Raw genomic sequence first — 26,400 nt, forward strand, 5'->3', positions numbered from 1 at the left:
TCTCTCTATTTCAATTGCATTCCTGCAATGATGCTTTGTATTTTTTCGTCTAAGAAACTTTCCGCAGCATCAAAATTAGTAACCGAATCTAATTCTGCATTAACGCTAATATAGAATTTAATTTTAGGCTCAGTTCCGCTTGGTCTTGCACAAATTTTAGAACCATCTTCAGTATAATAAATCAAAACATTTGATTTCGGAATATCCATCGTAGCTTCTTCACCAGTTAATAGGTTCAGTGCAATAGACGATTGATAATCTTCAACCATAATTACACGTTGTCCGCTGATTTCTTTCAAGGGATTTTCACGTAAATCAATCATCATTTGATTAATTTCCTGTAAACCTTCAATACCTTTTTTAGTCAAAGAAACCAAGTATTCTTTATAGAAGCCATTTTCAACATAAAGCTGCAAAAGTTCTTTATAAACACTGCTTCCGGCAGCTTTTGCCTGCGCAGCAACTTCACATATTAATAAGGTAGCAGCAACAGCATCTTTATCTCTAACAGCATCACCAACCATAAAACCAAAGCTTTCTTCGCCGCCTCCGATAAATTCGAGTTCAGGGAAATCTTTAATCATTTTGGCAATCCATTTAAAGCCGGTCAACCCAACTTTGCATTCAACGCCATAGCTTGTTGCTAATTCCATCATCATTGGCGTAGAAACGATTGTAGAACCCACGAATTGTTTGCCATTAATTTTTCCTGCTTTTTTCCATTGTTTCAATAAGAAAGAAGTCATCAAAATCATGGTTTGATTTCCGTTAAGTAAAATCATTTTGCCGTCGTTATTTCTAACTGCAACACCAAGACGATCGCAATCAGGATCAGTTCCAACAACAATATCAGAGTTTGTTTTATCTGCCAAAGCCAAAGCCATTGTCAGAGCTTCCGGCTCTTCCGGATTTGGGGATTTTACAGTTGGGAAATTCCCATCAGGAATTGCTTGTTCCGGTACAATATGTACATTTTTGTAACCCGCTTGTGATAAAGTGTCAGGAACAGATTTTATAGAAGTTCCGTGCAACGAAGTAAAAACAATTTGTAAGTTGTTTTTGGCTTCAGCCGGGGTATTAAAACTTGCGTTTTCAATAGATGATTTCACAAAAGCTTTGTCGATTTCAGTATCGATATATTGAATCAGGCTTTCGTTGGCATTAAATTTAATTTTATCGTAACCTAAATTTTCGATTACGTTGATAATTGCAGCATCTTGCGGAGGAACAATTTGTCCACCATCTTCCCAATACACTTTATATCCGTTATATTCCGGCGGATTGTGCGAAGCAGTTAATACAATTCCGCATTGACAGCCTAAATATTTAAGCGCAAATGATAATTCAGGAGTAGGACGTAAATCCGAAAATAAATACACATGAATTCCGTTTGCAGAGAAAACATCAGCCACAACTTTTGCCAATGTGTTACTATTATGACGGCAATCATAAGCAATAACAACTTTTAAAGGCTGATTTGGAAAAACTTCATGTAAGTAATCAGACAAGCCCTGAGTATTTTTTCCAAGTGTATATTTGTTGATTCTATTGTTACCAACACCCATAACACCGCGCATTCCGCCGGTTCCAAATTCCAGGTTTTTATAAAAACTTTCTTCAAGTTCTTTAGGCGAAGTTGTTATTAATTCCTTAACCGCCGCTTGTGTTTCATTATCAAATGTAGGGGTTAGCCATTCGTTTACAGCATTCAAAATATTAGGTGCTATATTCATCATTCGTCTATTTTTTATATTTAAAATAATAATAATTTTCAGGAGCTATTTCCTGCTGTCCGTTATATTCCCGATTAACAAAAACTACGGCTAAAAAGCCTTGTTTTTTTAAATCGGGAGATGCCACTCCCATCAGGGCTAGGGCTTTACGTTAAAAATTAACCTCTCGGGCAACTTTATAACGTGCTTCGTTACTTTTAGTCCTCAAAATAATCTCTCCAAGAAAACCGGCTAAGAATAGTTGAGTTCCTAGAATCATAGTTGTTAAGGCAATAAAAAACCAAGGATTACTGGTGATTAAGCTATATTTCATTCCGTTATACATATGGTATAATTTTGAAACTCCAATATAACCCGCCAATAAAAATCCTATAATAAACATCAAAGAACCCATTGCACCAAATAAGTGCATAGGTCTTTTTCCGAATCGTGATAAAAACCAAATTGTGATCAAATCCAGAAAACCGTTTATAAAACGCTCCATTCCAAATTTGGTTTCACCATATTTACGAGCTTGGTGAATTACTACTTTTTCGCCAATTTTATTAAAACCGGCATTTTTTGCCAAAACCGGAATGTATCGGTGCATTTCGCCCGAAACTTCAATGTTTTTGACAACCGTATTTTTATATGCTTTTAATCCGCAGTTAAAATCATTCAATTCAACACCTGAAGTTTTTCTGGCAGCCCAATTAAACAATTTCGAAGGCAGATTTTTTGCCACAACAGAGTCGTAGCGTTTCTTTTTCCAACCGGAAACCAAATCAAATTTCTCAGCCGTAATCATTTCATATAAACCTGGAATCTCATCCGGACTGTCCTGCAAATCGGCATCCATAGTAATAATAACATCACCCTTTGCTTTTGCAAAACCAGCGTGTAAAGCTTGAGATTTTCCAAAGTTCTTCATAAAACGAATCCCTTTTACATTTGGGTTTTCATTAGAAAAACTTTCGATAATATTCCAAGAATTATCCGTACTTCCATCATCTACAAAAATGATTTCATAAGAGTAATTATTAGATTGCATCACTTTAATAATCCACGTGTAGAGTTCTTTCAGTGATTCCTCCTCGTTTAGAAGCGGTATAAGTATAGATAAATTCATTTAATTTTTATTCTTGTGTAGATTTGCTTTTAAAAAATGCTGCGAAAATTAAACCAAAAACAGAACTGATTACGATTGCAAAAGCAGATCCCTTTAATAGTTCAAATGTTGAATAAGGATTGTTTAATTTCATTTTTGCAATAGTTTCATTGATAACCGATGCCTGAGATCCAAATTTTTGCATCATTTCAACGGTATATTTAATCACTAATTCGTGTACAGTTTCTTTTGCACCCGGATCAATAACGTTAAATAGAAGAATATTAAATAAAGTAGAAATTAGAATTCCAATTACTGCCGCAATAAAGTAAGTCGTAAAGGCATCTTTAAAAGGAAAAACACCATTTAATTCTTTCTTAGTTTTAGAAAGTAAAAGAATGCTAATAGTCAGACTTATAGCTATTCCAACAAGTCCAACCCACCATGCAGTGAATAAATGTAGATCAACCGCATATATAGTTGCAGTAATTAATGCAGATGCAATTCCGATCATTACACCATAAGTAATACCATTCTTTTTTATAACTTCATTGATCATATTCTTATATGTTTAAAATTAATCCACAAATATAGCAATTCCCAATATATTGAGCGGTAAAAAAAGCTTTTTGAATTTAACTAAAAAAAAGTGGGCTAAACATTTGTATATTAAAAAAGAATTGTAAATTTGCAGACTCAAAATAATTAAAAGTTTTTAAACAAAAAAGAGTATCCTTTATTTACACCTTTTTCTAACCATGGAAAAGCTTCAAAATAAAAATGCTCTAAACAATAAATAAAAGAAAAAGATGAAAAAAGGAATTCACCCAGAAAATTACAGATTAGTTGCATTTAAAGACATGTCAAATGACGAAGTTTTTATCACTAAATCTACTGCAGATACAAGAGAAACAATTGAAGTTGACGGAGTTGAGTATCCAGTTGTAAAAATGGAGATTTCTAGAACATCTCACCCTTTTTATACTGGTAAATCTAAACTTATCGATACTGCAGGACGTATTGATAAATTCAAAACTAAATATGCTAAACACGCTAAATAATAAAAGCTGTTTTTACTTATATAAAGCCTTCCAATCGGAAGGCTTTTTTTATGGAGTTAATTTACGCAAGTTTAATATCCAACGATTTTTTTGCCACTCCCGATAGCTATCGGGATATATAGATTAAAAAGATTTTTCTCGGCCACGAATTTCACGAATTTTCACAAATTAATTCGTGCTGATTCGTGAAATTCGTGGCTAATAAACTTTGTAAATTTTGCGAGAATCTTTGTGTGTGGTAAAATGTCAATATACTAGTCCTATTGGTGAGGAAAAGACGATAGAATTTTCGTGGTTTTGAATAAGAATACGTTTAATGAAACAAATAAAATATTTGTAACTTTGAACTCGATAACCAAATCAGATTTTAACAAGTACCAAATTTTTTATTTATGAATTACATTCTTTTTGACGGTCCCGTCCGGAATGCTTTATTGCCTTTTACATTCACAAGACCTGTTGCTGATATCTTAATTGGAATCATGACGATTCGTCAAAAATGGGAAGCGCGCTTAGGTTCAACTATAACTACTATTACCGAAGATTACTTATCAACGAAATTTCCAATGGTGGAAATGGAAGAAAATGTAATGATAAACGCGGCGTATTTGCCAAACGATACTTTGGCAGAAATGGTTTCTGATTTAAAAGAAAATCAAGCTATTTTTAAAGGTGATGATGTAATCGCTTTTTTTACAACAGAAAATCAGGAAGAAGTAGATTTCGATTCATACGAAATAATTCAATACAACGATAATTGTTTAACGGTCGAACATACCTGGGACATATTTTCTAAAAATGATGCAGCAATTCGTGAAGACTTCGCTTATTTAACCGAAGACAGAAAATCACTACCAATTCCAAAAAGTGTTAATACAATTGCGCCGGAGAATGTATTTATTGAAGAAGGAGCAAAATTGGAGTTTGTGACTTTGAACGCTTCAACAGGTCCTATATATATAGGTAAGAATACCGAAATTATGGAAGGAACTGTAATTCGTGGTCCTTTTGCTTTATGCGAAAATGCACAAGTAAAACTAAACGCTAAAGTTTACGGAGCAACAACAGTTGGTCCGGGATCAAGAATAGGAGGAGAGGTTAAAAATTCTGTTCTTTTTGCAAATTCAAACAAAGGACATGATGGATTTTTAGGAGATTCTGTATTGGGCGAATGGTGTAATATTGGAGCCGACAGTAACAACTCGAACCTAAAAAACAACTACGAAGAAGTAAAATTATGGAGTTACGAAACTGAAGGTTTTGCTAAAACCGGACTTCAGTTTTGTGGTTTAATGATGGGAGATCACAGCAAATGCGGAATCAATACTATGTTTAATACCGGAACTGTAGTAGGAGTAAGTGCTAATATTTTTGGAAGTGGTTTTCCTCGCAATTTTGTTCCGAGTTTTTCTTGGGGCGGAGCTGCCGGATTTACGACTTATGTTACCAAGAAAGCTTTTGAAACTGCAAAATTAGTTATGGGAAGAAGAAATATAGACTTCGATGAAACTGAATCTGCAATCTTAGAACACATTTTTGAGGAAACTAAAAAATGGAGAAAAGATTAATTTAATTAGATAATTAGTCAATTTGATAATGAGATAATGTAGCAAACCCGACAGATTTTTTGAAATCTGTCGGGTTTCTAATTTAAATGCTATTTATCGATCTTAGTGAAATCTCCTTTTAAGTTGAATTTTAATTCCAAACCGTTGGTTAGTTTTGTTTCATAACCATAAGTTCCTATTTCTATTTTGGTTATTTTTTCTTTAGAAAAATTAGTTTTTACATAAGAAGCAATTTTTTTCGGGATAATAGATGCAGGAATTTTAGCTTCTTTTCCGTCAACCTCTTTCCAGTTTCCCTTTTTATCAAATTCGATTTCAAGTTTATTGTCAAATTGAACTTTGTATTCTGTAGAAAGAATTTCTTTGTCTTCCAGTACGTAACTGGGTTTTTTCGACCCAAAGTGCGTCTTTAAGAAAGTTTGTGCATTTGCCGGTAAAGCTTCTTTTTTAATTACAGTTTTTTGCGCATTTGCAGAAAATCCAAATAGTAGTCCTGCAATTAGGCTCGCAGCCAAGTTTAATTTCGTTCTCATATTTTCCTCTTTTTTTGAATTCTTATAAAGATATAAATAAAATTTGTTTATATGTAGGAATAATTGCATGATTTTTAAAAACTGAGATGACAGTAGTCTAAATTATATTGTCTAATACTCTAATTAATCTATCTTTGCGCTTTCAAAAAAATACTTGTTGAGAAGTCTAAAAATCTAATTCCGATATTTCGGGATAAAAATCTAAAATCTAAATGATTACAGTTAACGATATTTCGGTTCAGTTTGGTGGAACTACATTATTTAGCGATGTTTCTTTTGCTATAAATGAAAATGATAAAATTGCCCTTATGGGTAAGAATGGTGCGGGAAAATCGACACTTTTAAAAATAATTGCAGGTCAAAGCAAGCCTTCTACCGGAAGTATCTCAACTCCAAAAGATGCAGTTGTGGCATATTTGCCTCAGCACTTGTTGACTAAAGATGGTTCTACAGTAATGGAAGAAGCATCAAAAGCTTTTGGCGAGATTTTTAAAATGAAAGCTGAAATCGACGAAATCAATGAGCAATTGACTGTTCGTACCGATTATGAAAGTGATGCGTACATGAAATTGATCGAAAGAGTTTCTGACTTAAGTGAGAAATTTTATGCGATTGAAGAAGTAAACTACGAAGCAGAAGTTGAGAAAATTCTAGTTGGTTTAGGATTCGAACGTGAAGATTTTACACGTCAGACTTCTGAATTTTCGGGAGGATGGAGAATGCGTATTGAGCTTGCTAAAATTTTACTTCAAAAACCGGATTTAATTTTATTGGATGAGCCTACCAACCACATGGATATCGAAAGTATTCAATGGTTAGAAGATTTCCTGGTGACATCAGCAAAGGCAGTTGTGGTCATTTCGCATGATAGAGCATTCGTAGATAATATTACAAATCGTACTATTGAGGTTACAATGGGAAGGATTTATGATTACAAAGCGAAGTATTCTCATTACTTAGAATTAAGAAAAGACCGTCGTATACATCAACAAAAAGCTTACGACGAACAACAAAGAATGATTGCCGATAACAGAACATTTATCGACCGTTTTAAGGGAACTTTCTCTAAAACAGATGCCGTTCAATCTCGTGTTAAAATGCTTGAAAAACTGGTAATTGTACAAGTTGACGAAGTGGATAATTCGGCATTGAAATTAAAATTTCCACCTGCAGCACGTTCAGGACAATATCCGGTTGTGGTAAAAGAGCTTTCTAAATCATATGGAGATCATGTCGTTTTTAAAGACGCCAATATCGTTATCGAAAGAGGTGAGAAAGTAGCTTTTGTAGGTAAAAACGGAGAAGGAAAATCGACAATGATCAAAGCGATCATGAAAGAAATTGGTATCGATGAAGGAAGTGTAGAGATTGGTCATAATTCTCAAATTGGATATTTTGCTCAAAATCAAGCATCATTGTTAGATGAAAATGCCACTATTTTTGAAACGATCGATGATATTGCTGTTGGAGATATTAGAACACAAATTAAAAATATTCTTGGAGCATTTATGTTTCAGGGTGATGATATTACCAAGAAAGTAAAAGTGTTATCAGGAGGAGAGAAAACTCGTTTGGCAATGATTAAATTGTTGTTAGAACCAGTTAATTTATTAATTCTGGATGAGCCTTCAAATCACTTAGATATGAAGACCAAAGACATTATCAAAGATGCTTTACGTGATTTTGACGGAACATTAATCTTAGTTTCTCACGATCGTGATTTCCTTGACGGATTGGCAACTAAAGTTTTTGAATTTGGAAACAAACGAGTTAAAGAACATTTTGAAGATGTTGCCGGATTCCTGGCACATAAAAAAATGGATTCTATGAAAGAGATCGAGAAATAAGTTTTTCTCTTAATATTAATAAAAGGACATAGGTTTAACCGCAAAGTTCGCAAGGTTTATTTTTAAACTTTGCGAATTTTTTGTTTTTTATCTGATAAATGATTGTGGGTCAACACAAAAACCTGTGGAGAAACATAAAGCATTTTGTATTGTAAATAATTGTAATGCAAAGTACACTAAGATTTTATCTAAATAGTATATTTTAAAAAATACAAAGAGTTCGCAATCCCGTCCCGACGCTCAATGTCATTAAGTTAAGAAAAATATTTGTCGAATAAATCTCGCGCAAAGCCGCCAAGTTTACATACATTTTCTTTGCGCTTTGCGACTTTGCGCGATTTTTTTTAGTCTTAATTATCTAAAAAAAGCTTAACTTAATGACATTGCCCGACGCTTCGGGATCGGGATGTATCGATCCAGCTTTGTGTCCCGAGGCTTCGGGATTGTGTTTTCTATGCGAAAAGTAAAATTAAATCTTAGCGCACTTTGCGGTAAAATTCATCCCTAATTTATAGCTCTACAGGTTTTCGTGTTGATAAATGATTATTGGGATTGTAAATAAAAATTCGTGACTCGAGATCGAAGGACGAACAGACGTAGTAATTCGTGACGAAAAATCTTTCGAATCTGTGAAATCTGTAGCGTAACACGGTAAAGTTTTTTTACCAAATGTTAAACTTTGTTGCTTTTTTTATAACTTAGTAAGCATAATCTGTCTTAATTCCATTTTAATATGAAAAAGAGTATTTTATTTCTTGCTATAGCGGTTATATTCTTTAGCCTGCCAGTTTTCTCTCAAACAGATGATGAACCAATCGCTTTAGGTTTACCGGGAGATAATCTTAATTTATATGCTGTTTTAGATATTTTTCAAAAATCAAAAACCTTAGAAGATTTTGAAAAAGTCCTCAATGAACAAGATAGTAAGGTTAATAATTTAGATTTAAATAATGATGGCGAAATCGATTATATTGAAATCGAAAGCCAGAATGATGGAAATATACATTCGATTGTACTTCAGGTTGCTATAAATAGTACGGAGAAACAAGATGTGGCGGTTATTGAAGTTGAAAAAGATAAAAAGAATAATATTCACGTTCAGATTATTGGAGACGAAGATTTGTATGGGAAAAACTATGTTGTAGAACCTTCGGATGCTATTATAGGAACGCCTAATCCAGGATACAAAGGCGATGCAACCGTAATTGTAAACAACAATACAACGAATAATTACAATACAACAACAAGTCCAAGTTATGTAACTACAAGTGTAAGTGCATGGCCGGTAGTATTATTTTTGTTTTCTCCTGTATATGTATCCTATAGCTCACCGTGGTATTGGGGATATTATCCTCCGTACTGGCGTCCTTGGAGACCTGTTTATTATCACGATTATTGGGGATATCACGGGCATTATTATCATAATAATTATTACAGAAGAACCGCAACTATAAGAAATCCAAGATATTATGATCGTTATGCCACAAGAAGAAATACATCTGTAGTTGTAAAAGATAATAGAGCTAGTGGCCGCTATAATACTACATATAACGGAAGGGATTATAAAAGACCAGCTCCGGTTACTTCAACAAGACCAACAAGACCGACTACAACAAGACCGGTAACACGTCCAACAAATCCATCGACTCGACCAGGTACAACAAATCCAGGAACGACACGTCCGGTAATTCCAACAAATCCATCGACAAGGCCAGTTGTTAAGCCAACAAATCCGACAACACGTCCGGTACAGCCTGTGACACGCCCAACGCAGCCGGTAACTCCAACGAATCCGACAACACGTCCGGTACAGCCCGTGACACGCCCAACGCAGCCGATAACTCCCACACAACCCGTGACACGCCCAACTCAACCCGTGACTCGCCCGACTCAACCAGTAACTCGTCCGATAAATCCACCGAATCCATCAACGCGTCCGGTACAACCTGTAACCCGACCACCACAGCCCACAACACGTCCGGCGACACAGCCTGCGCCCAGACCAGCGCCAAGTAGAAGTACAACACCAACAAGTCCGGCAAGTGGTGGTTCTGGCAGAAGATAAGAGTAGAAATGAAATTTTAAAGAATTGACAATAGACTAACTTTTTTATTTACGAGCTTATGAAAAAAACTTTACTAATAAAAATTGCGTTCGTCTTTTTGATAATGCCTTCTTTTATAAGGGCACAAACTCCTGCAGCTCCGGTAACAACCGATGCTGAAAGTACTGTTAAGTATCCGCAATTTCAATTTAAGGGATTATTTCAGGCGAGATATCTCCAAGCATTAGAAGATGGTGTTGATGTTATGGGAGTTCAGCATTCTACAGGTGATGTGGTTCAGAGTTCTTTTGATATTAAAAGAATGCGTGTCGGACTTAATACCAAATTGAGTGAAGCAACAGAAGTCGTTATCCTCGTAAACCTTGCTGATTTTAAATCTGATCCAAAAGGAAAAGTATTGGAGAATGCTTACGCAAAATATACGTTCAGTAAATACTTTGCCGTAACAGGAGGTCAGTTCCGACCTGGTTTTGGTATTGAGGAGCTTGTTCCGGTCGACATCATTAAATCATTTGATTTCTCGAATCAATATTATGAATTTGGAAAAAATGGCTGGACCAGTTTCCAAATAGGAGCTTCTGTAACGGGGGCACTTGATATTGGTAAAATCCCTTTTAGTTATGCTGTTTCTATGTTAAACGGAAATGGAAAAGATCAGGAAAAGGATAAGGACAACGGAAAGCAATATGCTACAAGATTGGTTTTTACCTTGTCAAAAGAACACAAAATTAATTTAGGATTAAATGGAGGTGTGGGAGTAGTTTTTAAACAAGATGTTTTTGCATTAGGAGCCGATATTACAAGTGATTTTAAACTTACGGATAAATTTACTTTCGATTTGCAAATAGAATATAAGCAAGGTACAAACCATAATTTGTATTTCTCCTTACCAACGGATGCGAGAACCCCAAATGTTTCCGATTATCAAATGCGAGGTGTTTATTTCCTGCCTAATTTGAGGTATTTAGTTGATTATAAAAAATTGACCTCATTAGAGGTTTCCTGTCGATATGAAAGATTTGATCCAAGTTATAAAATCGATTCTAATGTAAGGCAAACTTATACGCCAATGGTCAGTCTTGAATTTGGTAAAGCTTATACAGGTCGTATCGAAATGGGTTTTGAAATTGATCGATATGATAAAAACATTCCGGATACGTCAATGTACAATGACAACTTGTTTATAATTCAATTTCAGTGCAGACTATAATTTAATCTAATTCTATTGTTATGAAAGAAGTAAAAATACCACAAACCCTGATTACGCTTGTTGTAGGAGTAGCAATTTGGTTTATTCCGGCGCCAAATGGTGTAGTAATTGAAGCCTGGCATTTGTTTGCCATTTTTGTGGCGACAATTTTAGGAATTATTTTGAAAGCAGCACCAATGGGAACAATGTGTATGATTGCAATTGCACTTACCGCTTTCTCACAAGTTTTGGCACCCGGTGAAGCTGGAAAATCAATTACATTGGCATTAAAAGGTTTTGGTGATAAAGTAATCTGGCTTATCGGAATTTCATTTTTTATCGCGAGAGGTTTTATTAAAACAGGTTTGGGAAACAGGATTGCTTTTCTATTCATTCGAATATTCGGGAAAAGCTCACTTGGATTGGCTTATGGTTTAGGATTGGCAGATTTGGTTCTGGCTCCTGCCGTACCAAGTAATACTGCGAGAGGTGGAGGGATTATTTATCCGATTATGAAGTCAATGGCGATGAGTTTTGGCTCAATGCCCGATCAACCGGAAACACACAGAAAATTAGGTTCCTATCTTACGCTAAGTAGTTATAATGCAAATTTAATAGCTTCGTCTATGTTTTTGACAGGAACGGCGAGTAACCCAATGTGTCAAAAGTTTGCATTGAATTTAGGAATTAAAATTACCTGGATTTCATGGGCAACAGCAGCTATCGTTCCGGGTTTGGTGGCATTTTTTGTGATTCCGCTTGTGTTGTATAAAATCTATCCGCCAGAGCTGAAAAAAACCGGTGATGCACCTCAGATTGCAGCTCAAAAATTGAAAGAAATGGGACCAATTACGCGTGATGAATGGATGATGTTGTTGACTTTCTTTATTTTATTATTCCTATGGATGACGGGAGATTTATTTTCTATCGATGCAACGACTACAGCATTTATTGGTTTGGTGATTTTGCTTCTAACTTCAGTATTGACTTGGGATGATGTAAAAGCCGAAAAAGGTGCCTGGGATACTATTGTTTGGTTTTCGGTTTTAGTAATGATGGCAAGTTCACTCAACGAATTGGGATTTATAGGTTGGTTCAGTAATTTGGTAAAAGCAGAAATAGGAGGATTAAGCTGGCAAATGGCTTTTCCTATTATTATATTGGTGTACTTTTTTAGCCATTATCTTTTTGCTAGTGCAACGGCACACGTGGCGGCAATGTATGCAGCTTTGCTGGGAGTGGGGGTTTCGCTTGGAATACCAGGTTTGTTATTGGCTTTTATGCTTGGTTTTGTGGGTTCGCTTTACGGAACTTTAACGCATTATGGTCATGGTCCGGCACCTGTTTTCTTTGGGAGCGGATATGTTGATTTAAAAAGCTGGTGGGTCAAAGGGTTAATCACCGGATTAACGATGTTGCTTATTTACATGGTTATCGGTGGATTATGGCTAAGACTTATTGGTTATTTCTAAAAATTAGATTCTAATTCCGGGAGGGAGTAATTCTTTAAACTCGGGATTTTTTTTAATAAATAATACAATTCTTGGAAAAATGGGCATCAGTTTGAATTTCTTTTCGATGATGATTTCCATAATGTTCTTAAGTAAACTATCAATTGTAGTTTGATTGTCAAAGCCTTCGGGAGTGTTGATTTTAGTTAAGAAAATTTTCTTTTCCTGAAAAGAATATTCAACAGAAAGTAATCCTTCAGGGACTATGGTTTCAAATTGTCTTGCAAAAGTGTTGTCTTTGATTTCCATAGTTTCAATAGGTTCCATATTAGTCATGTTTTGGGGATTGAATTAAAAAATAATAGAAAAGAACATTGATAACATTATATAAATGACCTTTGGAAGATTTTTAAATAATGCTTGCGATAACTACAAAGGTAATCATTTGATTTTCAATATAAAATTATTTTTAAAGACCTAATGTAGTTTTAACTTATGTGTTGTTGTAATTTAATTTGGTTTAAAGAATAATTGTGGTGTGAGATTTGCAGTGTATATTGCTAAAAAAAGTAATTTTAACTTGAAATTAAAATCTGTAACCATAATAGTTTTTCTGCCAAATGAGTAAAATTTCTGTATATTTTATGCCTGGTCTGGCTGCTAGTCCGGCTATTTTTGAAAGAATCAAATTAGACGAATCTGTTTTTGAGATGTGTATGCTGGAATGGGAAATTCCGCAACCTAAAGAATCTCTGTCTGATTATGCATTGCGAATTACTAAAAACATCAAACATGAGAATCCTGTTTTGATTGGAGTTTCGTTTGGAGGAATTTTGGTTCAGGAAATGGCGAAACATATTAAAGCACGAAAAGTAATTATTATTTCGAGTGTTAGAAGTAATATCGAATTCCCAAGAAGAATGAAAATCGGAAAATCTACAAAAGCCTACAAGCTGATTCCGATGAAGCTGATTTTGAATGTTGAGAATCTTGCAAAATATTCTTTTGGAGAAAAAATCAACAAGCGTATTAAGCTATATGAGAAGTTTTTGGCTGTCCGGGATCTGAATTATCTACAATGGGCGGTAGAATCTGTTATACTTTGGGATCGCGATCAGGTGGATTCAAATGTTATACATATTCACGGAGATCAGGATGATGTTTTTCCTATAAAGTATATCAACAGTTGTATTGTCGTAAAAGGCGGAACTCATATTATGATTCTGAATAAATACAAATGGCTGAATGAGAATTTGCCTTCGATTATATTGGAGAATTAAATTCCAAATTCCAAATGTTTGTGGTTATTAATCTTTGTCGAAGTTTTGAAACTTTGACAAAGATGTACGCGCAATCTTTATACGCAAACAAAGGCATTGGAGGAACGAAGCAACCACACTAGCAATAAGTAAACTTTGACGATATACTTCGTGAGATTGCTTTCTCCCCGGCGAACAGGTCGTTCCTCGCAAAGACACACACGATCTTGTCATCCCGAGGAACGAGGGATCTCCGTAAGTAGCTCTACAAAGATTGGCGATTTTGATTGCGGAGTTTCTTGTGGAGATCCCTCGTTCCTCGGGATGACAAACTAGTCGTTAAGAAAAAGGGGATGATAAAAGCTTCTTATGAAAACTAAATCCCTAGCCCTGATAGAAGCGGTATCCTTTTTCTTGCTCCTTTAGCAAGGAAAAGATACAAGCGGATAGCAGGAAATAGCTCCAAATTAAATTCCAATTTTAAAACTCCAAATTCCAAATGTTTGTGGTTAATTATCTTTGTCAAAGTTTTGAAACTTTGACAAAGATATATGCGAAAAAAAATAAACGGCAAGACATTGCGTGTTTTTGAAACAAAAAAATCCCAAACTCTTTTGGAATTTGGGATTTTAAATATTGGAATTTAAAAAATCGTTAGATTTTCTTCATTTGATCTTTCATCATTGTGATTTGTTCTTTCAGCATTCCTTGTTTGTCTAATTTCTTAGCTTCGTTAAGTAAATTAGTTGCTTCAAGTTTTCTTCTGCGTGACATTGCAACTCCGGCAAGGTTTAATTTTGCTACTGCTAAATCCATATCCATAGATAATCCAAGTTCGATTGCTTTCTTGAAATGTTTCTCAGCCTGGTTGATATTAGTTTGAGAAAGCATGATTCCGTGTAGGTAATTAAAATAACCTTGTTGTTTTCTTACTAAAGCAGCTTCCGGGTTTTTGATGTATGCCAGCCATTTTTTAGCACCTTCGAAGTCCTGTTTTCTTAATTTAAGGAAGGCTAAAAGGATAAATTCGTTTTTAAAGTAAAGAAAAATCGGAATTGCCGTCAATAAAAGAAGGAAGATTCCATTCCCGATATTACTTTCGGTAAATTGCCAAACGCCAGCAACTACAAGAAGTCCGGCCAAAATAAGTTTAATATTTTTATGAAACATAATAGATGTATATTTGTGATTGCAAATATAGTAAAATGAATTAAAAATATTTTTATTAAAGTACTTGCCAGAAAAAAAAGTCTTTGTATATTTGCACTCGGTTTTAGAATAAGGTTATTGTAAAACAGAAAAGAGATAATAGACACCATTTTAAAGATACAAAGCAATGAGCAAAAGAACGTTTCAACCATCGAAAAGAAAAAGAAGAAATAAGCACGGATTTATGGACAGAATGGCTTCTGCGAATGGAAGAAAAGTTCTGGCGCGTAGAAGAGCAAAAGGAAGACATAAATTAACTGTTTCTAGCGAGCCTAGACACAAAAAATAATGTTTGTATAAACATAAATAAGGCGTTACTTTTTTTAGTATCGCCTTTTTTTATACCTTGTTGGTAAAAAATCTGCAACGTTCTAGTTTAGAATACACTATGAATGTTTTTTAAAGTACTTTATATAACTACACAATACAAATAAAATGCCTAAAAACACATCAATAAAATCCGTTTTAATAATAGGTTCAGGACCTATTGTTATTGGTCAAGCTTGCGAATTTGATTATGCAGGTTCTCAAGCTGCACGTTCTATTCGTGAAGAAGGAATTGAAGTTATCTTGATAAACTCAAATCCAGCGACTATTATGACCGACCCTACTATGGCCGATCATGTATATTTGAAACCTCTAACTACAAAATCGATTATTGAAATTTTAAAAGCACATCCACAAATTGACGCTGTTTTGCCTACAATGGGAGGACAAACGGCTTTGAATTTATGTTTGGAAGCTGATGAAAAAGGAATCTGGCAGGATTTCGGAGTAAAATTAATAGGTGTTGATGTGAACGCTATTAATATTACCGAAGACAGAGAGCAGTTTAAACAGCTTTTAGAAAAAATTAATGTACCAACTGCACCGGCAAAAACAGCTACTTCTTATTTAGAAGGAAAAGAAATTGCCCAGGAATTTGGTTTTCCGCTTGTAATTCGTCCTTCGTTTACTCTTGGAGGAACGGGAGCTGCAATTGTTTACAAAAAAGAAGATTTTGATGAGCTTTTAACAAGAGGTCTTGAAGCTTCTCCGATACACGAAGTTTTAATTGACAAAGCTTTGATGGGTTGGAAAGAATATGAATTGGAACTTTTAAGAGATAAAAATGATAATGTTGTAATCATCTGTTCAATCGAAAATATGGATCCAATGGGAATTCATACCGGAGATTCGATCACGGTTGCACCAGCAATGACATTATCTGACACAACATTCCAAAAATTACGTGACTATGCAATCTTAATGATGCGTAGTATCGGAAACTTTGCGGGAGGTTGTAACGTGCAATTCGCAGTTTCGCCAGACGATAAAGAAGATATCGTAGCGATCGAGATTAATCCTCGTGTGTCTCGTTCATCTGCTTTAGCGTCAAAAGCAACTGGTTATCCAATTGCTAAAATCGCTTCTAAACTAGCTTTAGGATACAATCTTGATGAATTGCAAAATCAAATTACAAAATCTACTTCGGCTCTTTTTGAACCAACTTTGGATTATGTAATTGTGAAAATACCACGTTGGAACTTTGATAAATTTGAAGGTGCTGACAGAACTTTAGGTCTTCAGATGAAATCTGTTGGTGAAGTAATGGGAATTGGACGTTCGTTCCAGGAAGCATTACACAAAGCAACTCAGTCTTTAGAGATTAAAAGAAATGGTTTAGGTGCTGACGGAAAAGGATATAAAAACTACGAACAAATTATCGAGAAACTAACTTTTGCAAGTTGGGATCGTGTTTTTGTAATTTATGATGCAATCGCAATGGGAATTCCATTGAGCCGCATTCATGAAATCACAAAAATCGACATGTGGTTCTTAAAACAATATGAAGAGCTTTATACTTTAGAGAAAGAAATTTCAAACTATAAAATTTCAAATCTTCCCAAAGAACTTTTGCTTGAAGCGAAACAAAAAGGTTTTGCTGACAGACAAATTGCTCACATGATGAACTGCCTGGAAAGTGAAGTACATACTTTACGTATGGAAAAGAATGTGAATCGTGTGTTTAAATTAGTAGATACTTGTGCTGCTGAGTTTAAAGCAAAAACACCTTATTATTACTCCACTTTTGAAGCTGAAATCGAAAAAGCAAATGGTGAGCGTTATGTAGATAACGAAAGCATTGTGACAGACAAAAAGAAAATCATAGTTCTTGGTTCCGGTCCAAACAGAATTGGACAAGGAATTGAGTTTGATTATTCTTGTGTACACGGAGTTTTGGCTGCTAAAGAATGTGGATACGAAACCATCATGATCAACTGTAATCCAGAAACGGTTTCAACAGATTTTGACACAGCGGATAAATTATACTTTGAGCCAGTTTTCTGGGAGCATATTTACGATATCATTCAGCATGAAAAACCAGAAGGTGTAATTGTTCAGTTAGGTGGGCAAACAGCTTTGAAATTGGCTGAAAAATTGTCTAAATACGGAGTAAAAATCATCGGAACTAGTTTTGATGCACTAGATTTAGCGGAAGACAGAGGACGTTTTTCTGAATTATTGACGGAGTTAAACATTCCATTCCCACAATTCGGAATCGCTGAAACTGCTGACGAAGCTTCTGCACTTGCGGATACTTTAGATTTCCCATTATTGATTCGTCCTTCTTATGTATTGGGAGGTCAGGGTATGAAAATCGTAATCAACAAAAAAGAACTGGAAGAGCACGTTATCAACTTATTGAAAACTATTCCAGGAAATAAATTGCTTTTAGATCACTATTTAGCCGGAGCAATCGAAGCTGAAGCGGATGCAATTTGTGATGCTGATGGTAATGTGTACATTATAGGAATTATGGAGCATATCGAACCTTGCGGAGTTCACTCTGGAGATAGTAATGCTACTTTGCCTCCTTTTAACTTAGGAGAATTCGTGATGCAACAGATCAAAGATCATACAGTAAAAATTGCAAGAGCGCTTAAAACTGTTGGTTTAATCAATATTCAGTTTGCGATAAAAGATGATACGGTTTATATTATCGAAGCAAATCCAAGAGCTTCGAGAACAGTACCGTTTATTGCAAAAGCATACGGAGAACCTTATGTAAACTATGCTACAAAAGTAATGTTAGGACACAATAAAGTAACTGACTTTGACTTTAATCCGCAATTGAAAGGATATGCGATCAAACAACCGGTTTTCTCTTTCAGCAAGTTCCATAATGTAAACAAAGCATTAGGACCAGAAATGAAATCAACAGGAGAAAGTATCTTGTTTATTGATGACTTAAAAGACGATCAATTCTATGAGTTGTATTCAAGAAGAAAAATGTATTTGAGTAAATAATCTCAAATTCCGATAAAAAAAAGCTCCAATTATAGTTGGAGCTTTTTTGTTTTTAAGATCTATTGTTTCTTAGTTTGAAACATCATATTTATAGTTAAATGTTCCTTCAGTTACTTTTGTTGTAACAGGATTAGAAGTACTTATAGGTTTTGAATAATCTTCTACACAATTAAATGAAAATGTCCCTGCAACTGTTTTTGCCTTTAAATCAATTGATGTTACTGATAAAGTGCCTTCAATTGGATATTGAATATTTGCTTTACTATTAAAAGCCATCTCAATTTCTGTTTTTGATGCATCATTGGTTGATAATGTAATAGGATAAGAGCCAACTTTAAGATTGCTTCTTTTAATTAAAAGACTAATTTCATCTATTCCAAAAGTACCGCCATTACGACCTTGAAGCTGAATATATTCTGTTTCGGGATAATAAGTAAACAATGGTTTTGTAGCAGCATTTGAATTGAATGGATTATTCATTTCCCACAATTTCCCGTCAACTTTTGCAGTCATTGCAAATTTTGAAGTTGGTACAGTAGGGTTCTTCGGATTGTCTTCGCTGCTATTGTCGCTTGAGCAGCTGTTCAAAATTAGAATTAAAAGAAGTAATAAAATTTTTGGTGTTTTCATTGATTAAAATTAAGGTTTAAATTAGATGTAAATGTAGGTTAAATTAGGTTAATTTAAATAGAATAAAGAGTGCTATTTGAAAAAAAACATCCATTTTGATTAGGAAAAATTAATAATCAAAAAAGCTCCATTTTCATGGAGCTTTTTTGTAATATATAAATTTGAATATCAATTTATTGTAGATTATTCATTAGAGAATGACATATTATCTCTCGTATTTTTTTGTACTGAAATAGCGCCAAACAATGCTAATAAAAATGCAAACGCATAAAAACCTTTTTCGCTTGGTAAAATAGTAGCATTCCAAAGTCCAACGGTTAATAATACAATTGACAAAAGGGTTCCGAACCAGCAAATTCCATAATAAATATCTGTTACAGGAAGTTTTTCAAGTCTGTCTCTTACGCTTTTTTGTAATGAAACAACAGCAAAAAGGCCAAACATTAAAACGGTAAAATAATATCCTTTTTCGTTCAACAGCATTTCAGCTCTTGCAAGTCCAACTATAAATCCTACTGTTCCTGCTCCAAGAGCTACCCAAGATGCCGCTATAAAGGCATTCGATGTTTTTTGTACCATAATCTTTTATTTAATATCATGTTTTGGTGAAGTAACAAATATAATTAAATTAGGTTCTGATTTTAATAAATGATAATATATATTATTCAGGTTATTCTTCTAAAATATTGAATAAAAAAAGCTCCAATTACGGAACTTTTTTTGAATTTAAAGTAAGATGAATTACTTATTATTAATCAATTGCTGCAAAGGCTTCAATTGATCCATATTTATGTTTGATTGTTTTAAAACGCTCATTAAGGTCATAATATTATTAGGGTTCATATTTTTTCCTAAAACTCTAACGACTGCAAAACCATTTTCTTTTCTGTTGGCAAAAATTACAAATTCCTCGATATTATCATCCGCACCAACATAACTTACAGATGCGCCGTCTTTACCCGAACCAACACTCATTAATTGCTGGTATTTTGGGTTTTTTAGGATCGCTTTGACTTTTGTTCTTTCTGTTTCAAATTGAGCCTGATTTTTAGCATTGGCTTTGAATGCCAGAATATTCATTTTGTCAAACGATTTCAAAGCTTCACTTTGTTCTGCAGATAATTTTGTTTTATCTACATTCAGGATATTAGGTGAAACATCAAGTGCAATAAAATCCTTATTATCGGTATTTTCAACAAAATACTTTTGTAATGAAGGTTCAGAATTACAACTTACCAAAGTTAGTAATGCTAAAAGGGCTGAGGTAAAGACGCTGATTTTCATATTATTTTTTACCTTTTGAGGCTTTTTTTAGATCAGAACCACCTGGAAGCTGCATTTTATCTGTTAGTACTGAAATTTCATTTAAATCAAAATTCCCAGTTAAAGATAATAAAACCGTTTCGTCATTTTTGGCTCCATCAACAAACATTAGCAATTCTTTAATCTGCGTATCGCTTGCGCCGGATTTTACCATTATACGAACGTTTTTCCCACTGTCGTTTACTCGCATCAATTCTTCTAAACCTGCTGTTTTAATGTATTTGTCTGCAGCAGCTTTCATATCAGCTTCAATTTTTGGGTTCTTTGTAGTAAACACTTTTAAGTAGTCTAATTTTTTAATCAGATTAATGTACTGCTGCGTTTCTTTATCAGAACCATCAGCTTTTACTTTGCTCATTAAATCAAACATTTTTTTATTTACAATTACAGATGTTACATCGTCCTGACCGTCAAATTTGTCAAAAGCGCCTTGTGCATAAAAAGCTTGTGTAACGAATGCGAAAACTAGTGTTATGATGAAATTTTTCATTTTTGATTGAATTTTAAATTATTGTTTAAAAATTTTGTTTTTTGATTGTTCGTATTCTTTAACGTAACGTACACTTTCAATACCTACATTAACATTGCTTGACAATAGTGCCAAAGCTTTTTGCGTTGCAGCAAGTGCTTCTTCAGGATTGTCATAGGTTCCTAATTCTGATTGCGCTACAACCGGAGCTGTAGTTTCTTGGCTCACATAATAAAAGGTTCCAATTCCGAGTAAAACAACAACAGAAGCCGCAATTGATAACCACGCTACATTTCGTTTTTTAGTTTGTAGTGGAATTTCCTGCGTCGATTTTTGTTCTTTTACCTGAGAGAAATAACCAAACATTGATTTGTATTGCTCCAAATGCTGCGCAACATTTGATGATGAAAAGTATTCTTTTAATTCCTTTTCTTCTGCAATAGAAGTTTCTCCCTGAAAGTATTTTTCTAATATATTTTCTATTTTATCTAATTCCATAACTGTGCGTATTAACCATTGATTCTCGTATTTTTTTTCTTGCTCTAGAAAGTGCTACCCGAATAGCCGTTTCATTCATATTGACAATTTTTGCAATCTCATCAAATTCATATTGCTCCACATCACGAAGCTGAATTAATATTTGGAGTTGTTCAGGCAAATGACTTATAATTTTTTCAACCCACTCCAAACTATCAGAGTCTTCTAATTTTTTATCTAACTGAGGTTCGCGATCCGTAAAATTATTATGAACTATTTTAAGATTTCCAGCTCTTTTCGATTTTAACTGATCCAGACAATAATTTTTAGTCATTGTCATCGCAACAGCTTCTATATTATTGTAGGTATCCAAATTGTCTTTTTTATTCCATAATTTCACCATTACTTCCTGAGTAGCATCTTCTGCCTCTTCAGTACTGGTGAGCAATCGTTTTGCCAGACGAAAAACTTTGTCTTTAAAAGGATTAACTAATTCTATAAACACCATCTGGTTCATATGTGGTTGTTTTTTTGGTTGGTTTTGTAATTTATCTTTTTTATGATTTCGACTATTCTACCGTCTTTTTCATTTATAAATCGAAAGATTACTCGTTAGCTTATATAGTCAAGACGAAGCACTATTATTTTTGTTACAGCCCGATTTAAATTTTTTTATTGAAAAAATGAAATAAACTTATTATAGTTAAAACTAAAGATACTATTTTTACGTTATTACTACATAGATACCACTATATGAAAACAATTTTAAAGAGCCTAATACTGCTATTTTTACTTGCATTTTCTTTGCAATCTTGCGAAGACCAGGATGATGTCGCAGCTCCTGCTGATTTGCAAATCAATAATTTTGTCTGGAAAGGATTAAATCAATATTATTTATGGCAAGCAGATGTGCCAAATTTGGCTGACAATCGCTTTAGTAATCAGGAAGCTTTAAATTCTTTTTTAAGAGGATATTCCAGTCCTGAAGATTTATTTCAGAATTTACTAAATAAACCAATTAGTAAATTTCCAAAAGGTCAGGCAATTGATCGTTTTAGCTGGATTGTTGATGACTATACTGTTTTAGAACAAGAACTTCAGGGAACTTCAAAGAATGATGGTTTGGATTTTAGACTGAGTTATAAACCAGGAAGTACAACAGATCTTGTAGGTTATGTACGTTATATTATTCCAAATTCTGATGCGTCAAATAAAGCTATAAAACGTGGCGATTTGTTTACGGGTATTAATGGAACTCAATTAACGATTTCAAATTATCAGGCACTTTTAGGAGCAGATAGTTATACCCTTAATCTTGCTACTTATGATGGTACGACGGTTTCTGCCAATGGTAAAACGGTTTCTTTAGTAAAAACAAGTTTAGACGAAAATCCTATTTTTATTAATAAAGTCATTACTTCAGGAAGTCATAAAATAGGGTATTTAATGTACAACGGATTTTATGGTAATTATGATGCCCAACTTAATGCCGCTTTCGCCGAGTTGAAAACGCAGGGAATAACTGATTTTGTTTTGGATTTAAGATATAACGGAGGAGGTTCTATACAAACAGCAACTCGTCTGGCAAGTATGATTACCGGACAATTTACCAATAAAATATTTGCTAAGATAAAATGGAATGCAAAAGTAAATGCTTATTACGAAAGTGAAGATGCAGAATCGCTTAATGACAGATTTGTCGATAAAATGGATGGAGCAGCAATTAATAGTCTGAATTTGAGTAAAATTTATATTATTACTACTGGAGGAACCGCATCTGCAAGTGAATTAGTTATAAACGGTTTAGTACCTTATATTTCTGTAGTTCAGGTAGGGGAGACAACGGTAGGTAAAAACGTAGGTTCGATCACCGTATATGATTCACCAACTTTTGGAAAAACAAATAGAAATCCAAATCATAAATATGCAATGCAGCCTTTGGTTTTGAAAATTGTAAATGCTGCTGATTTTGGAGAATATACAGATGGTTTAAAACCAACTTTGGCACAAAACGAACTTATTGGTAATTTAGGAGTTTTGGGAGATCCGTCAGAACCATTATTGAGTATTGCAATTTCAAATATTACGGGTTCAACCGGAAAAAGAGTTCAGCAAGGAAACGAAAAAGCACTACAATCTTTTACCGATTCTAAAGCTATGAATGGTGTTAAAAACCAAATGTATCTGGAAAAAGCTCCCGCGGGACTTTTAAGAGCACTAAAATAAAAATATTAAAAAAGGCTTTCAGAAATGAAAGCCTTTTTTTGGTAAAAATCCAAAAACAAATTCTAAAAATTAATTGTTAAAGTAAAAACCGTTAGTTCCTATACCAGTAGTTAATTCTTTTTGTAACGTACCGGTTAAATTATAGATGTAAGCTTTACCATCTGTTGAAAAGTTTCCTTGTGCAACATAAATACGGCTATTGTTAACTGCAAATCCATATACATAAGTTGCAGGAGAGGTTACAATTGGTGTTGTTGATGCAGCAGTAGCAGTAGTATTCATAGTGTAAACAGAACTTCCTACTGTATAATAAATTTTACTGTTTTCAAGATCCATAAATCCTGCACCATCTAAGCTTTGAGGAAAAGTAATTTTTGTAGTTGTTTTGTCAGCTATTTTTACTTTTACAAGTTCACTGCTGTTTCCATTACCTCCTTTTAAAATGTAAAGAATTCCATTTTCTTCTTCAATACAATCGCCGTTAAGACCAATTTGTACAGGTGTATCCAGTTTTTTTGTTGCAATGTCGAAAACCAATAATTTATCGTTGTAAGGATCTGTGATATAAAGTTTCCCGTCTTTCAATACCACTCTGTTAGCAGTTGAATTCAAATCGATTTTTGACTCAAAAGTATTAGTTGCCAGATTTATTACAGCAATATAATCATCAGTATTTCCTGTTGCTGCATTTTCGAATGAATATGTATTTGCATTCGTAACATACGCTTTGCCATCTTTTACAACTCCGTATCTTGGGTTTTTTAAGCCAGTTTCGATCTTAGTAATTAATTTAAAAGTATATCGGTTAACTACTGTAATATTGTTGGCACCGCCTGAAATAATATAAGCATTGTCACCACTAAAAAATATATTTTGTGCAAATTTTCCAAGTACATCACTTCCATTTACAGTAGCGTAAACATCTTTAGTAAAAGAAGTTAAATCATTACTTGAAAATGAAACGGTACCTTGTGCAGTTCCTTCATTCAAGATAAAAAAACCATTGTCATAAACTCCTTTTGGAGCCTTATCATTGTCATTATTGTCATCATTCGAACACGAAACGAATAGCGAAGTGCTAAGAGCTATTAAAAATAATTTACTAAACTTCATTATATTAAAATTTTAAGGTTAAATACAAATTAAAATTGCGACCTGGCATCGGTCTGTATTCCAAACTTTCATACTCTTTATTAAAAAGATTTAATACTTGAAAACCAAGTTTGAAAGTGTCGAGAAATTTAAAATCATAGTCAATTCCAATATTCGAAACATTATAATCATTTATTATTTCTGTTGGGTCATTGTCTGCCCTTGTATAAACAAAACCATTAAACATAAATTGATAATAAGCTGAAATTCTATTTCTGGAATAAGAAACGGAAGCTGTAACTTTATTTAACGGAGTATAGAAAAGTTGTTTTTTAGTTTCTTCATTTTTAGAAGCCGTATAAGCATAAGTTGCATTTGCTGCAAAGTTGTTTTTACCAAACTGTTTTTTCCAGCTTAACAATGTTTCAGCACCATAACTATTTACCTTATCTGTATTTTGTGGAGACCAAATGCCGTTGCTTCCCGGAATCCATTGCAATAAATCTTTTATTTTCATGTAATAAAAGGTTTGGGTAAGCGAAATGCTTTTGAAAGTAAAAACATTACCAATTTCTGCCTGATAAGAACTTTCAGGTTTTAAATTCGGATTTCCTCCCGTTTCCCAATACAAATCATTAAAAGTTGGAATTCTGAAATTTCGGGATAAATTCAATTTCAAATTGTACAATTTGCTAAACTGATAAGAAGATCCTAACGAAAATAAAACAGGCGATTCGTAATTGTCTGTGAATTCTTTTCGAATCCCAAATTCATTTTTCCATTCGACTGAAAGCTCTTGTTTAACTAACAAAGCAGCCGAACTAATTTCTCTTACATGATCGCCAAAACCACTTCCGTAACCTTTTGTTCTGTTGTAATCAAGAATGGCTTCTATTTGTGTTGATTTAGAAATTTGATATCCTAAATCTGCTTTTGTTATAAAGCTTTCTGTTTTTCCGTAAGTGAAAAAATTAATCGAATTATCAGGATAATACTGGTAGTTTTCGAATATATAGGCCGCTTTTAGATTCGTGCTAAATTTCCCAAAATCACCATCGTATTCTAATAAGTTTCGGTTAAAACCATTTACATATCTGGTTTTAGTTTCTGATTCTGAAACTAATGAAGTATTTCTGTCTGTATTAGAAGTTTGGCTGTATAATTTCAAACTGTTTTTAGCGTCAAATTTGTATCCAACATTCGCGCTCATTGTAATAATATCGTATTGACCGTTTTGATTCCAGCGTTGCTCGCCTTTCCAATTATACTTATTTAGATACTTATAGTCATTTGTCGAACTGTTTTTAGAAAAGCCAATCTGTGCGCTCCATTTTTCGTTCGAAATATTGGTTTTATAGTTGATTCCAATCGTATTGAAACTTCCGTAATCAAGTTTTAAATTAGTCTCAAATCGATTGTAAAATGCCAAATCGTTGTTTAAGTGTACAGTTCCTCCCACGGCACCACTTCCATAAAGGACACTTCCACCTCCGGCTTTTACACTAATAGAATTATAATCGGAACCTGAAATGGTATTAAAATCAGTGCTTCCGTTCATTTGAGAATTAATATTGATTCCGTTCCAGATTACCGCCGTTTGAGATGCCGTAGTTCCCCTAAAAGAAACCGTTGAAAGCATTCCGCGTCCGTATTCTTTAAAATAAAGAGTAGAGTTGAAGTTCAGAAGATCCGTTAATAAAGCTTCATTTTTATTGATAACTGAATCATTGAATTTTAAAACCGATTGTGAATTGGAGTATTTTTTAAGATTTGCGTCAGACACCAAAACTTCTTTCAGTTTGGTAATAGAGTCGTTCTGCGCCAAAATAACTTGGCACAATAGTAATAAAGAAAAAGTAAAACGTTTTTTTAAAGTCATAATTTCTAAAC

Annotated in this window: 24 protein-coding genes; 10 read left to right on the plus strand and 14 right to left on the minus strand. The window is 33.9% G+C overall.

The features are described from left to right. Nucleotides 1-5: 5 nt before the first annotated feature. From EAH81_RS17770 to EAH81_RS17780, 3 genes are all read right to left on the minus strand, one after another. The gene (locus EAH81_RS17770) at nt 6-1,733 is read right to left on the minus strand and encodes a phospho-sugar mutase (protein WP_140509787.1); all 1,728 of its coding nucleotides are present in this window, start codon (nt 1,731-1,733) and stop codon (nt 6-8) included. 151 nt (nt 1,734-1,884) lie between these two features. Next, the gene (locus EAH81_RS17775; RefSeq protein ID WP_140509600.1) at nt 1,885-2,841 is read right to left on the minus strand and encodes a glycosyltransferase family 2 protein; all 957 of its coding nucleotides are present in this window, start codon (nt 2,839-2,841) and stop codon (nt 1,885-1,887) included. Nucleotides 2,842-2,848: 7 nt separating this feature from the next. After that, entirely contained in the window at nt 2,849-3,379 is a 531-nt protein-coding gene (locus EAH81_RS17780; protein ID WP_140509603.1) for a DUF4199 domain-containing protein, read from the minus strand. A 250-nt stretch (nt 3,380-3,629) separates the two neighbouring features. On the opposite strand from EAH81_RS17780, the gene EAH81_RS17785 reads away from it, so the two are divergent. Both EAH81_RS17785 and EAH81_RS17790 read left to right on the plus strand, forming a co-directional pair. Then, on the plus strand, nt 3,630-3,881 hold the full coding sequence (locus EAH81_RS17785; protein WP_059116365.1) for a type B 50S ribosomal protein L31: 252 nt from the start codon (nt 3,630-3,632) through the stop codon (nt 3,879-3,881). Between the two features lie 392 nt (nt 3,882-4,273). Continuing rightward, nucleotides 4,274-5,449, plus strand: coding sequence for a GlmU family protein (locus tag EAH81_RS17790; RefSeq protein WP_140509605.1), 1,176 nt, complete (start codon nt 4,274-4,276; stop codon nt 5,447-5,449). A gap of 89 nt (nt 5,450-5,538) precedes the next feature. Here the strand turns inward: EAH81_RS17790 and EAH81_RS17795 are convergent, their stop codons facing one another. After that, complete coding sequence (locus EAH81_RS17795) at nt 5,539-5,982, minus strand: PepSY-like domain-containing protein (protein ID WP_140509607.1); 444 nt, start codon at nt 5,980-5,982, stop codon at nt 5,539-5,541. A 212-nt stretch (nt 5,983-6,194) separates the two neighbouring features. Here EAH81_RS17795 and EAH81_RS17800 point away from each other — a divergent pair, with 212 nt between their 5' ends. The 4 genes from EAH81_RS17800 to EAH81_RS17815 all read left to right on the plus strand — a co-directional run bounded on the left by EAH81_RS17800 (nt 6,195) and on the right by EAH81_RS17815 (nt 12,555). After that, entirely contained in the window at nt 6,195-7,829 is a 1,635-nt protein-coding gene (locus tag EAH81_RS17800) for an ABC-F family ATP-binding cassette domain-containing protein (RefSeq protein ID WP_140509609.1), read from the plus strand. Nucleotides 7,830-8,562: 733 nt separating this feature from the next. Beyond that, a complete protein-coding gene (locus tag EAH81_RS17805) occupies nt 8,563-9,894 on the plus strand; it encodes a hypothetical protein (RefSeq protein WP_140509612.1) in 1,332 nt (443 codons plus the stop codon). Nucleotides 9,895-9,952: 58 nt separating this feature from the next. Next, nucleotides 9,953-11,104, plus strand: a complete 1,152-nt coding sequence (locus tag EAH81_RS17810; protein WP_140509614.1) for a porin — start codon at nt 9,953-9,955, stop codon at nt 11,102-11,104. 20 nt (nt 11,105-11,124) lie between these two features. Then, nucleotides 11,125-12,555: an anion permease gene (locus EAH81_RS17815; RefSeq protein ID WP_140509616.1), complete on the plus strand. Its 1,431-nt coding sequence runs from the start codon at nt 11,125-11,127 to the stop codon at nt 12,553-12,555. A gap of 3 nt (nt 12,556-12,558) precedes the next feature. Here EAH81_RS17815 and EAH81_RS17820 read toward each other — a convergent pair whose 3' ends face one another. Next, on the minus strand, nt 12,559-12,870 hold the full coding sequence (locus EAH81_RS17820) for a GNAT family N-acetyltransferase (protein ID WP_241676586.1): 312 nt from the start codon (nt 12,868-12,870) through the stop codon (nt 12,559-12,561). A 284-nt stretch (nt 12,871-13,154) separates the two neighbouring features. Here EAH81_RS17820 and EAH81_RS17825 point away from each other — a divergent pair, with 284 nt between their 5' ends. Continuing rightward, nucleotides 13,155-13,814, plus strand: coding sequence for an alpha/beta hydrolase (locus EAH81_RS17825; protein ID WP_140509618.1), 660 nt, complete (start codon nt 13,155-13,157; stop codon nt 13,812-13,814). A gap of 633 nt (nt 13,815-14,447) precedes the next feature. Here EAH81_RS17825 and EAH81_RS17830 read toward each other — a convergent pair. Then, nucleotides 14,448-14,963, minus strand: a complete 516-nt coding sequence (locus tag EAH81_RS17830; RefSeq protein WP_072959023.1) for a hypothetical protein — start codon at nt 14,961-14,963, stop codon at nt 14,448-14,450. 166 nt (nt 14,964-15,129) lie between these two features. Between EAH81_RS17830 and rpmH the strand changes: the two genes are divergently transcribed. Together rpmH and carB are read left to right on the plus strand one after the other, a co-directional pair. Next, a complete protein-coding gene (gene rpmH, locus EAH81_RS17835; protein WP_008464848.1) occupies nt 15,130-15,291 on the plus strand; it encodes a 50S ribosomal protein L34 in 162 nt (53 codons plus the stop codon). Between the two features lie 146 nt (nt 15,292-15,437). After that, nucleotides 15,438-18,293, plus strand: a complete 2,856-nt coding sequence (gene carB, locus EAH81_RS17840) for a carbamoyl-phosphate synthase large subunit (protein WP_140509621.1) — start codon at nt 15,438-15,440, stop codon at nt 18,291-18,293. Nucleotides 18,294-18,362: 69 nt separating this feature from the next. Here the strand turns inward: carB and EAH81_RS17845 are convergent, their stop codons facing one another. From EAH81_RS17845 to EAH81_RS17870, 6 genes are all read right to left on the minus strand, one after another. Further along, entirely contained in the window at nt 18,363-18,923 is a 561-nt protein-coding gene (locus EAH81_RS17845) for a DUF6252 family protein (RefSeq protein ID WP_140509624.1), read from the minus strand. A 183-nt stretch (nt 18,924-19,106) separates the two neighbouring features. Continuing rightward, nucleotides 19,107-19,502, minus strand: coding sequence for an inner membrane protein YiaA (gene yiaA / locus EAH81_RS17850; RefSeq protein ID WP_140509627.1), 396 nt, complete (start codon nt 19,500-19,502; stop codon nt 19,107-19,109). 162 nt (nt 19,503-19,664) lie between these two features. After that, nucleotides 19,665-20,207, minus strand: coding sequence for a DUF4252 domain-containing protein (locus EAH81_RS17855; RefSeq protein ID WP_140509629.1), 543 nt, complete (start codon nt 20,205-20,207; stop codon nt 19,665-19,667). A gap of 1 nt (nt 20,208) precedes the next feature. Next, nucleotides 20,209-20,736, minus strand: a complete 528-nt coding sequence (locus EAH81_RS17860) for a DUF4252 domain-containing protein (protein ID WP_099709315.1) — start codon at nt 20,734-20,736, stop codon at nt 20,209-20,211. An 18-nt stretch (nt 20,737-20,754) separates the two neighbouring features. Next, on the minus strand, nt 20,755-21,213 hold the full coding sequence (locus EAH81_RS17865; RefSeq protein ID WP_140509631.1) for a hypothetical protein: 459 nt from the start codon (nt 21,211-21,213) through the stop codon (nt 20,755-20,757). Then, nucleotides 21,200-21,709 carry an RNA polymerase sigma factor gene (locus EAH81_RS17870; protein WP_140509634.1) on the minus strand — a complete coding sequence of 170 codons (510 nt, stop codon included), beginning with the start codon at nt 21,707-21,709 and terminating at the stop codon, nt 21,200-21,202. Before EAH81_RS17870 ends, EAH81_RS17865 begins: the two co-directional genes overlap by 14 nt. 236 nt (nt 21,710-21,945) lie before the next feature. Between EAH81_RS17870 and EAH81_RS17875 the strand changes: the two genes are divergently transcribed. Next, entirely contained in the window at nt 21,946-23,418 is a 1,473-nt protein-coding gene (locus EAH81_RS17875) for a S41 family peptidase (protein WP_140509636.1), read from the plus strand. A gap of 69 nt (nt 23,419-23,487) precedes the next feature. Here EAH81_RS17875 and EAH81_RS17880 read toward each other — a convergent pair whose 3' ends face one another. Together EAH81_RS17880 and EAH81_RS17885 are read right to left on the minus strand one after the other, a co-directional pair. Continuing rightward, nucleotides 23,488-24,531 carry a YncE family protein gene (locus EAH81_RS17880; RefSeq protein WP_140509638.1) on the minus strand — a complete coding sequence of 348 codons (1,044 nt, stop codon included), beginning with the start codon at nt 24,529-24,531 and terminating at the stop codon, nt 23,488-23,490. Nucleotides 24,532-24,535: 4 nt separating this feature from the next. Then, a complete protein-coding gene (locus tag EAH81_RS17885; protein ID WP_140509641.1) occupies nt 24,536-26,389 on the minus strand; it encodes a TonB-dependent receptor plug domain-containing protein in 1,854 nt (617 codons plus the stop codon). Nucleotides 26,390-26,400 lie beyond the last annotated feature (11 nt).

It is taken from the genome of Flavobacterium pectinovorum (assembly GCF_006438875.1).
GTDB lineage: Bacteria > Bacteroidota > Bacteroidia > Flavobacteriales > Flavobacteriaceae > Flavobacterium > Flavobacterium pectinovorum_A.